Source organism: Specibacter sp. AOP5-B1-6 (genome assembly GCF_052376555.1).
Taxonomy (GTDB): domain Bacteria; phylum Actinomycetota; class Actinomycetes; order Actinomycetales; family Micrococcaceae; genus Specibacter.
Genome location: NZ_JBQSVT010000130.1, coordinates 1 through 349, shown reverse-complemented (window position 1 = coordinate 349; position 349 = coordinate 1). Strand labels below are relative to the sequence as shown.

Below are 349 nucleotides of genomic sequence, written 5' to 3'. Positions count from 1 at the left end.
ACAAGCACCACCCCCAGTGACACTGAAACCAGTGCTGGCACCAGTTCCGGTGGTGTTGGTGCTGGGGCTTGTGTCGGTCTTGGCATCGGCACCGTTGTTGGTGCTGGTGCCGACATTGGCACCGGTTCCGATGGTGTTGCTCGCAGTTGTCTCCTCACCACCAGTAATTGAGCCCAAGTTCGCACTGCTACTGGCGCTGTCGGCGGTCGTGATTGCGTTGTCGGCGCTTGATGGGGCTGGGGTGAGGGTTGGCGGTATGGCTGTGGGGTCCCCATCAGGACCGATACGGATATCGGGGTCCTTGAAGCCGGGATCGGAATAGTCCGGGTCGTCAAAGACAGGCACCCAC

Annotated in this window: 1 protein-coding gene; it reads right to left on the bottom strand. The window is 60.7% G+C overall.

Annotated elements, in window-relative coordinates:
* On the bottom strand, nucleotides 1-349 hold a 349-nt coding region (locus tag ACT3TS_RS19785; protein ID WP_444533231.1), incomplete at both ends, for a hypothetical protein.